Annotated in this window: 1 protein-coding gene and 1 pseudogene; both read left to right on the forward strand. The window is 75.2% G+C overall.

The window, feature by feature from the left end; translation table 11 throughout:
- Positions 1-389: uroporphyrinogen-III synthase (locus FV228_RS31575; protein ID WP_187278000.1), on the forward strand; the 389-nt coding region annotated here is incomplete at its 5' end.
- Positions 352-725 (forward strand): annotated as a pseudogene (locus FV228_RS33875) (translation initiation factor 2); the annotation flags it as partial. The gene FV228_RS31575 and the pseudogene FV228_RS33875, both read left to right, overlap by 38 nt.

Below are 725 nucleotides of genomic sequence, written 5' to 3' on the forward strand. Positions count from 1 at the left end.
GAGCGCGCCTGCTCCACGCCACCGGGACCGCGCGCAAGCCCGAGCCCGAGGCGGCCCTGACGGCCGCCGGATTCACGATCGTGATCCTCGAGGCCTACACGGCGGATCCCGTCCCCACCCTGCCCCCTGCCGTGGGCGACGCACTCGCCGCCGGGGGGCTCGATGCTGCACTGCATTATTCCCGCCGCAGCGCGGCCGTCGCGCTCGCGCTCGCGGATGGATCGGGGCACGGCGGAGCTTTCCGCCGCCTGAGGCATTACTGCCTGTCTGTTGATGTCGCGTTCCCCCTGGAAGCCGCCGGCATCGCGGTCCATTTCGTCGCGGCACGGCCGCGGGAAACGGACCTGCTCGATGCCCTCGCGCCACGCTTCGGTGGCGGCGCGCGGTGACAGCGGGACAGAGCCGCCGTATCTCGCCCTCGCGCCCGGTGCCGCCGCGGTGCTACGGGGGCGCGGCGACGCCGAAGAGTTGGAGGACTTGCCCGTGACGCCACCACCCAGCGACGCCGACAAGCCCGGAGCCGGCGGTCCGAAGCCGGGCGGCGCTCCGTCCACGCCTGCGCAACCCGATCCGGGCCGGACCGAGTCCCGACCCGGTGCGAAGTCCCCCGCCCCCGCGGTGGGCGGGGCCAAGCCCGCGCAGGTCGCACCGTATCAGCCGGGTACACCCGGCACGGGATCTCCGGCGGCCGCCCCGCCCAAGCCGGCGACCGACCCGGTCTCGGC

The sequence above is a fragment of the Methylobacterium sp. WL18 genome (genome assembly GCF_008040015.1).
GTDB classification, from domain to species: domain Bacteria; phylum Pseudomonadota; class Alphaproteobacteria; order Rhizobiales; family Beijerinckiaceae; genus Methylobacterium; species Methylobacterium mesophilicum.